General features: G+C 68.5%; 8 protein-coding genes and 1 tRNA gene. 6 read left to right on the forward strand and 3 right to left on the reverse strand.

Translation table 11 applies throughout. The annotated features are described in order from the left end of the window. Positions 1 to 193: 193 nt before the first annotated feature. A complete protein-coding gene (locus tag VB080_RS06035) occupies positions 194 to 427 on the forward strand; it encodes a hypothetical protein (RefSeq protein WP_323417536.1) in 234 nt (77 codons plus the stop codon). 6 nt (positions 428 to 433) lie between these two features. Continuing rightward, complete coding sequence (locus VB080_RS06040) at positions 434 to 706, forward strand: hypothetical protein (protein WP_323417537.1); 273 nt, start codon at positions 434 to 436, stop codon at positions 704 to 706. Positions 707 to 773: 67 nt separating this feature from the next. On the opposite strand, the gene VB080_RS06045 is transcribed toward VB080_RS06040, so the two are convergent. The 3 genes from VB080_RS06045 to VB080_RS06055 all read right to left on the reverse strand — a co-directional run bounded on the left by VB080_RS06045 (position 774) and on the right by VB080_RS06055 (position 3,243). Beyond that, a tRNA-Ala gene (locus VB080_RS06045) sits at positions 774 to 849 on the reverse strand. A 63-nt stretch (positions 850 to 912) separates the two neighbouring features. Next, positions 913 to 2,421 (reverse strand): HNH endonuclease signature motif containing protein, encoded by a 1,509-nt coding sequence (locus tag VB080_RS06050; RefSeq protein WP_323417538.1) that lies wholly within the window; start codon positions 2,419 to 2,421, stop codon positions 913 to 915. A gap of 636 nt (positions 2,422 to 3,057) precedes the next feature. Further along, the gene (locus VB080_RS06055) at positions 3,058 to 3,243 is read right to left on the reverse strand and encodes a hypothetical protein (RefSeq protein WP_323417539.1); all 186 of its coding nucleotides are present in this window, start codon (positions 3,241 to 3,243) and stop codon (positions 3,058 to 3,060) included. Positions 3,244 to 3,334: 91 nt separating this feature from the next. On the opposite strand from VB080_RS06055, the gene VB080_RS06060 reads away from it, so the two are divergent. The 4 genes from VB080_RS06060 to VB080_RS06075 form a co-directional block, all read left to right on the forward strand. Further along, positions 3,335 to 3,754, forward strand: a complete 420-nt coding sequence (locus VB080_RS06060; protein WP_323417540.1) for a DUF5318 family protein — start codon at positions 3,335 to 3,337, stop codon at positions 3,752 to 3,754. Next, positions 3,747 to 5,966, forward strand: coding sequence for a transglycosylase domain-containing protein (locus tag VB080_RS06065; RefSeq protein ID WP_323417541.1), 2,220 nt, complete (start codon positions 3,747 to 3,749; stop codon positions 5,964 to 5,966). Before VB080_RS06060 ends, VB080_RS06065 begins: the two co-directional genes overlap by 8 nt. Positions 5,967 to 5,996: 30 nt before the next feature. Then, positions 5,997 to 7,337: a glycosyltransferase family 87 protein gene (locus tag VB080_RS06070; protein WP_323417542.1), complete on the forward strand. Its 1,341-nt coding sequence runs from the start codon at positions 5,997 to 5,999 to the stop codon at positions 7,335 to 7,337. A 9-nt stretch (positions 7,338 to 7,346) separates the two neighbouring features. Next, positions 7,347 to 8,398: mannosyltransferase family protein (locus tag VB080_RS06075; protein WP_323417543.1), on the forward strand; the 1,052-nt coding region annotated here is incomplete at its 3' end.

Here is an 8,398-nt window from a genome sequence, read left to right on the forward strand (position 1 = left end):
GGTGAGGCCCTGCAGTGGGGTGTGGTGGGCGAAGCCGCGGTGATGGGCAACAACGATTGCGCCGGCATCGTCGGCAGTTCCTGCGCCTCAACGACGGCGACGCCAGCTTCTTGAACCAGCAAAGGGCGGGCCACACGTCATCCTCAGCACCTCACCATTCGACAAGTTTCCTTGCGGCAAGTAACCTTGTGGTATGGAGCCGGAACCGATTGTCCTCGACAGTGCCTACCGGCACGGAGTCTCGGATGCGGCGATGCTCCATGCGCTCCGTTTCCCTGTCCGCCATTTCGTGCAAGACGACTCGATGACGATGTTCACCGGTCCCGATGAAACCGGCACTCTCGTAGAGGTCGGTGTGATCGAGTGGCACGGTGTCATCGCTATCGCTCACGCCATGCGCCCGGCTCGACCCAAGTATCTGAGGTGAATCATCATGACTCGACGCTCCATTGAAGACATCAAGGCCCGTGCTGAGGAGTTCGCCGACGCCTTCGAGAACTACGATCCGAAGCCTGGCGACCAGGATGCACCCCTCCCGCCTGCGATGGCGGTCAAGCTCGCCGCCTGGCGACGCGACGCCGCCGAGAAGGAGCTTGCTGAAGCGGTGCGTGCTGCGCGCGAGCAGCGGCTGTCTTGGCGCGAGGTCGGTGAGGCGATCGGCACCAGCGGCGAAGCCGCCCGACAGCGCTACAGTGCCAGCGCCTAGCGACGATGAGGACCTGGGAACCAGGCGAGGGCGTCATGGAGTTCCCGGACGGTCGCCGCAAGACGTGTGGTGGAGCATAGGGGACTCGAACCCCTGACCCCCTGCTTGCAAAGCAGGTGCTCTACCAACTGAGCTAATGCCCCTCGCGGCGCCCATTGTGGCAGATCGCCACCGAATCGACTGCATCGATGCGGCCGGGCACGCTGCTACTCCGGCTCTGCGCGTCCGGCGTCGTGGAAGCGGTGGTGTTGCCGGACCCGGCGGGGCCGATCGGGATAGCGGGGATGGACCGGTTCGAGGAAGTAGGGCAGGCCTCGGCTGTCGAAGCAGGCCTCCCACTGAGAGCCGGGTGGGGCGTGGGGGTCGGGTTCGATCAGGTGGTGGTGATGGTCACACAGCAGCATCCCGTTGGAAAGGGCGGTCGCGCCACCTGCCCACCACGGGACGCGGTGGTGGCATTCGCACTGGCTGGGTGGCCGATCGCAGCCGGGGAAGACGCAACCGCGGTCGCGGGTGATGATCGCGTGCCGCAGTGCCCCGGTGAACAGCCGTTTCTCTCGTCCGATGTCGAGCGGGGTCGAGTCACTGCCCATGATCATGGGCAGGATGCCGGCGTCACAGGCGAGGCGACGAGCCTGGCCAGCGGTGATCGCGGTATCGGTGTCGACCAGTGTGGCCGGCCCCAGCTCGCCGCGGAGAGTGTCGAGCCCGACGGTGACCGTGATCCGGGGACGGTCGGCGCCGTGGACGGGCGCAACCCCGCACGAGCTGTGGTGCCCGAACACCGCGACCAGAGCATCGGCCATGGCCTGGCCCCAGGAGGTCTCGACCTCGGCCAGGGCGTCGGCGCTGCGCTGCTTGGTGGCCATGGCATTCAGCACGGTCACGACCTGCGCGCCGGCCACCGCCGGCAGCTTCGCCGAGAGCAGCCAGGCGCCGTCCAGATCCTGCCGAACCGTCAGGTGGCGGCTGCGGTACTGTTCCCGCTCGACCCGCTCCAGCGCGGCCTGGTCGGCGGCGTCGGCGACCTCGGACGCGACCACCTCGACAGCCCGGTTCACCAGCCGCGACAACGCGTCTGGCCCATGCTCGCCCGAGATCGCCAGACCGACCAGATGGGTGGCGACCGCCTCACGTTGGCCAGCATCCAACTCATCGGGCAGCCTGGCCAGGCCATGAGCGAGTCGCTCGGCCTGCGGGATGGACACCTGGCCCTCGGCCACCGCCTCGGCCAACGGCGGGCAGGCAGCGATCCGGGTCGCGAGCAGCACCTCGCCCCGCGCCTGCCGGGCCGTGCGGGTGCAGCCGTTGACCAGCCAGCCTGCCGCGGACAGCCCCAGGGTCTGCTCGGACGAACCACGCGCCTCCAACTCGGCCAGCAGTGCCAGCTTCCGCGCCTTGGCCCGGGTCTCGGCACGCTCGGCGGCGGCCAACTCGTCCACCAGTGCAGCATCACTCAACCGATGCGGACGACGGCTCTCGGCCTCGGCCCGCTGCCGCGCCTCGTATTGCTCGATCTCGAACCGCAGCATCGCGGCCTCCACCACCGGATCCCACTCCAGATCATCGAACTCGTCCAGCTCGTCGTCATGGTCCAGCAGGTCGTCATCAGCCGGGCCGGAAAACTCCTCGACCGGGCCGGGCATCGTGTCATCGGGGACGTGCAGGGGTAGTGTGACGCCTCGCTTGAGGCCCGCTGCCACCCTGTCATCCATGACTCGATTCTACTCTGCGACAAGGACAAACACCAGCATATTCAAACAATAGTTCGATATTTTTCCCACCTTGCCGCGCCCTGCGTGCCGCACCCTGCCGCCCTCTGCCCTGCCCTGCACTGCCGTGCCTTGCCCCGCGCTGCTGTGCCCTGCCCTGCACTGCCGTGCCTTGCCCCGCGCTGCTGTGCTCTGCCCTGCACTGCCGTGCCTTGCCCCGCGCTGCTGTGCTCTGCCCTGCACTGCTGTGCCCTGCCCTGCACTGCCGTGCTCTGCCCCGCGCTGCTGTGCCCTGCCCCGCGCTGCTGTGCCCTGCCCTGCACTGCCGTGCCCTGCCCACTACGTCCTAATTGCCATATCGCACCCCGCCGGCCGCGTACTGGCGCGTCCCGCCGCGCCCCACTTCCCGACTGTCGCTCCCGGCTGTCACCCGCTGCCTGTCGCTCCCTGCCTCCCTCTGAAGCCGGACCGGGCTGCTACCGGTGACGCCGCGCCCCGCTCCGGATCCCTGCCCTGCACCCCATGCTCTGGCTCAGCGACCGGCGCCCGACCCACTGCGGACAAGGGAAAGCAGCCCCACCTGCTCCTCACCCCGCTTCTCAGCTTTGTCACGCAGGAGATCGGTGGCTGTTCTGTTCCTCAGTCCCCCTCGCCGCGGCCCTGCTGCAGCTGTTCCAGGGCGAAGCCGATGGCCTCGGGGAACTCGGGCCATCCGTCCGGGACCGCTGAGCCGATCAACGCGCCGAACCGCGTCCGGTCGTGATCCAGCACGTTCAGCAACGACACGGTCGCGGCGAGCAGACGAACCTGCGGATGAGCCGGCATACGGATCCTCCGATCGTGCAGGGACGGCCTGGGCTGCCGGAGACCGACGCCGGGCGCGTGCGGCTTCTCCGCGCCGGATACCCTAGAACCCATGTGGTCCAAGCGCGAGGAGGTCGACTACGCGCTGCAACGCCGGAACACCCTCCAGGCCTTGCGGCGGCCCCAGCGCACCCTCACCCGGTCGGACGTGTGCGACGCCGACCCGATGCTCGTCCGCGCGGCCATGCACCACGGCGAGGAATCCAGCGTCCCCTGCCCGCTCTGCCACGGCCGTAAGCTGGTCAACCTGAACTACGTCTTCGGCGACCAACTCGGCCAGTACTCCGGACGGATCAAGTCCACCACCGAACTGGACGAGATGCAGAACGAGTACGGCGAGTTCAAGGTGTGCGTGGTGGAGGTCTGCCTCGACTGCAGCTGGAACCACATGATCGCCTCGTATCTACTCGGTGACGGCGTCCGGCGTCGTCCGCCACGACGCCAACAAACCGTTGAGGACATCTATGGCTGACCCGAAACGCGCAGCAGCGAAACGCTCTGCGTCCCGTGGTAAGACGAAGAAGAAGCGCAGGAGTCCCTGGCTGCGGGTGCTCGGCTGGACCGGTCTGGGTCTGGCGGTGCTGGCGCTGCTCGGGATCACCGCGGTGGTGATCGCCTATGGCACGGTGAAGATCCCCGACCAGAACGCCGATTTCAAGACCAACACCACCTTCGTCTACTACAACGACGGCAAGACGCAACTGGGCTCCTTCCAGGTGCAGAACCGGGTGTCGGTCAACTACGACGACATGAACCAGTACGCCAAGGACGCCATCGTCGCCGCCGAGAACCAGACGTTCTGGACCGACCCCGGCTTCGATCCGTCGGCGCTGGCGCGCGCTGTGGTGTCGGTCTTCGGCCCCGAGCAGACGGTGGGCGGCTCCACCCTCACCCAGCAGTACATCAAGGTGATGTACCTCACCCAGGAGAAGACGCTCCAGCGCAAGGCGACCGAGATCCTGCTCGCGGTGAAGATCGGCCAGCAGGTGCCGAAGGAGGAGATCCTCGAGCGTTACCTCAACACCGTCTACTTCGGACGCGGGGCGTACGGCATCGAGGCTGCCAGCCAGGCCTACTTCGGCAAGCCGCAGTCGAAGCTCACCCAGCCGGAGGCGGTGGCGCTGGTCGACATCGTCAACAGCCCGGGCAATCTCGATCCGGCAGTCAGCGAGAATGCCGCCAGTGACCTGCTCGAGCGCTACCAGTACACGCTCAACGCCCTGGTCGACATGGGCAAGCTGACCAGCGCCGAGCGGAGCAAGATCTACGACGAACTGCCCGAGTTCCCCGAGATCAAGAAGGACTCAGCCAAGGGCGGCCCGAAAGGCTTCCTGCTCAAGATGGCCGAGGACGAACTGAAGCAGCTGGGCTTCTCCGATGCCCAGATCAACGGCGGCGGGCTGACCATCGTCACCACCTTCGACCGCAAGGCGCAGGATGCGGTGGTGGAGGTCGCGCAGCGCTACGCCAAGCAGATCGGCGGCAAGAAGCATGCCAAGGACGTCCATCCCGGCATCGCCTCGATCGACAACGCGACCGGCGGTGTGATCGCCCTCTACGGCGGCCCGGACTACACCAAGAACTTCATCAACTGGGGCATGACCCGCCGTCCCACCGGCTCGACCTTCAAGCCCTACGCGCTGACGGCTGCGCTGCGGCAGGGCTGGACCCTGCAGGACAAGGTCAACGGCAATACCGTCACCCCGCCCGGGGAGAAGAAGCCGATCTACGGTCGGTACGGCCGGATCTCGCTGCTGCAGGCGACCACCCGGTCGATCAACCCGGCCTATGTCGACCTGGTGATCAAGCTCGAGAACGGCCACGACTCGGTGGTCCAGGCCGCCGAGGACGCCGGGGTGCCGCACGACCCCAGCTGGGACGACACCGGCTACCGGATCCCGCTGGGAGGCGGCCAGATCAGCCCGCTCAGCCAGGCCGAGGGCTACTCCACCTTCGCCAACCAGGGCCGCCATGTCGGCTGGCACGTCATCGACCACGTGGTCGACTCCCACGGCGAGGTGCTGTACCAGGCGGAGGTGAAGCCGGAGCAGACCATGGAGTCCGATGTCGCCACCGATGTCACCTATGCGCTTACCAAGGTTGCCCAGGACGGCACCGGACGCCGCGCCGCCCAGCTCGGCTGGCCGGCGGCGGGCAAGACCGGCACCTACTACAACTCTCAGCTGGAGGTGACCCAGGCGTCCTGGTTCGTCGGGTTCACCAAGCAGATCACCACCGCCGTGATGGTGGTCTCCGGCGACAAGGGCACCGGCAACCTGGACGACTACGCGCCCGGCGGGTTCTACGGCTCGGGCTATCCGTCGATGATCTGGCTGGACTACATGAAGGTCGCCATGAAGGGCAAGGACCGGGTGGACTTCGCCGGGCCGACCAGCCGGGTCTCCACTCAGAAGCCCGAGACGTCGAAGAGCAGCAAGCCGGCGTCCGAGACCCCGACCGCGTCGGCCACGCCCAGCGAGAGCATCACGCCGACCGTGCCGGAGACCACCGAGCCGACCACGGCCCCGCCCACCACGGCGCCGCCGACCACTGCGCCGCCGACCACTGCGCCACCCACCACCGCGCCACCCACCACCGCACCGACCAAGCCGACCTCGGCGCCGGCCACCACTGCCACCCAGCCGGCCAAGGAGCAGGACGAGGCACAGACCGGGGACGGCTGAGCGCGGGTTCTGGTCCCGTAGGATGAGGCCGTGCCCAGTCCTGCTCGCGTCCTTCCAGTGGGTGGACCCGACGGCAGGCACGCCCTGCCCGGCGGGCTGAGGTTCGCCGCCGGCCCCTGGTCGATGCTGGCGCTGACCGTCTCCTGGGTCGTGCTGATGTTGCGGCAGTTGCCGTGCCGGGAGGGTGCGGACTACTTCCCGGCGATGTGCTACTCCGACATCAGCGCGCTGTTCTACTGGCGCGGGGTCAGCGAGGGTCAGGTGCCCTTCCTGCAGGCCGACCTGGAGTATCCGGTGCTGACCGGTTTCCTGATCGACCTCACCCGCCGGTTGACCAACCTGCTCGGCGGCCGCACCGAGCCCGGGCTGACCGACGACCAGGTCGCCCACGCGGCAGGCCTGTTCTTCGGCGTGAACGCCGTGGTGCTGTTCCTGCTCTTCGTGGTGCTGGTCTGGGCGCACCTGAAGATGTCGCGGCCACGCGACGCCCTGATGATCGCGGCCGCCCCGGCGATCTTCACCACCGGCCTGATCAACTGGGACGCCCTGGTGCTGGCCTTGCTGGCGCTGGCGCTGCTGGCCTGGTCACGCAAGAGCCCGGTGTGGACGGGGATCTGGCTCGGGCTGGCGATCGCGGCGAAGCTCTATCCCGTCCTGATGCTGGTTCCGCTGGCCGTCCTGTGCCTGCGGGCGAGTCGCTGGCGGGCGTTCTTCACCACTGTCGGGGCCACCGCCGCCTCCTGGGTGGCGGTCAACCTGCCGGTCTACCTGCTCGCCCCGCAGGGGTGGCTGAATTTCTGGACGTTCAACGTCGACCGCGGCGGCGATCTCGGCTCGATCTGGTACGCGCTGCGGCTGTCGGGGGTGGACATCACGGGCGTCTCGGGGATCGAGGCGGGGGTGATGGTGGCTGGCTCGCTCGGCCTCGGCCTGCTGCTGCTGTTTGCCCCCCGCCGGCCCCGGCTGGCGCAGGGCTTGTTCCTGATCGTCGTGCTGTTCCTGCTGGTGAACAAGGTCTATTCGCCGCAGTACACGTTGTGGCTGCTGCCGTTGTTGGTGCTGGCGCGGCCGCGGTGGCTCGACTGGGTGGTGTTCTCGCTCGGCGAGCTGGTCTACTTCGTGGCGATCTGGGCTCACCTGGACGGGGTGCTGACCTCCGGCGGCGGGGGTGACGGGCTCTACGTCGCGAGCATCTTCCTGCGGATCGGCGTCCAGCTCTGGCTGGCCGCCCGGGTGGTGCGGGACTGCTGGCGGCCCGAACTCGACATCGTCCGCGACGGCGGGCTGGACGACCCCGACGGCGGTCTGCTGGACGGCCGTCCGGACGCGCCCTGGCTGGTGCGGCTGCGCGCGGCGTTCGCCCGTCCCTGAGGTGCGCAGGTGAGCGTGCGGCTCGTCATCCAGACCTGGCTGGGCACCCGGCTGCTGCTGGCGGTGGTGGCGGCCTGGGTGATGCTGACCACCGGTCGGACCTTCACCCAGGTGGTCGGGAACTGGGACGCGCAGCACTATCTGACGATCGCCGCCGAGGGCTACACCGACCCGACGAAGTATGCCTTCTTCCCGGGATGGCCGCTGCTGCTGCGGCTGGTCGGTCTCACCGGTCTGCCGGAGGTGGTCGCCGGAGTGTTGCTGGCGCTGGCCTGCAGTGCCGCCGCCGCGGCAGCGCTGTACCGGCTGGGTGGTCCAGGCGCGGCGATCGCGTGGCTACTGGCCCCGGTGGCGGTCTTCACCGCGGTGCCGTACACCGAGGCGCTGTTCTGCGCGGCGGCGTTCTGGGCCTGGGAACGGGCGTCCGCCCGGCACTGGGGCCAGGCGGCACTGCTGGCGGCGGTCGCCGCCAGTGTCCGGGTGTCGGGGGTGTTCCTGATCGGTGCCCTGGCAATCCTGGCGCTCAGCCAGCCGGTGGTGGCACCGTCTCGGCCCGGGGTGAGGGCGAGACGGTTGGCGTGGCTGGCACTGCCGGTGGCGGTGGTCGGCGGGTATGTCGGCTACCTCTACCTCCAAACCGGAAGCTGGTGGGCCTGGTACCAGGCCCAGGTGCAGGGCTGGGGGCGGCAGTTCTCCTGGCCCTGGGAGGCGCTGCAGCACACCATCGAGGCGACTGCGCCGGGCACCTTCCCCGCCACCCCGGCCGCCGAGTGGGTGTTCAAGGCGGAGATCGTCTCGATGGCGGTGGGCCTGCTGGTCACCGTCGTCTGCCTGGTCCGCCGGCGCTGGGCGGAGGCTGGCTGGGTGGGAGTACAGCTGGTGGCCTTCTCGACGGGGTACTGGTTCATGAGCGTGAACCGGGCCGTCCTGTTGTGGTTCCCGTTGTGGACGCTGCTGGGCGAACTGGCCAAGCCCCGCGGACGCGGCGACATCCCACGGCGCGTGGTGATCGGACTCGCCGTCCTGCTGGCGCTGGTCATGCAGGTCCGGTGGGCGTTCAC

The sequence above is a fragment of the Propionicimonas sp. genome (assembly GCF_034927565.1).
Classification (GTDB): Bacteria; Actinomycetota; Actinomycetes; order Propionibacteriales; family Propionibacteriaceae; genus Propionicimonas.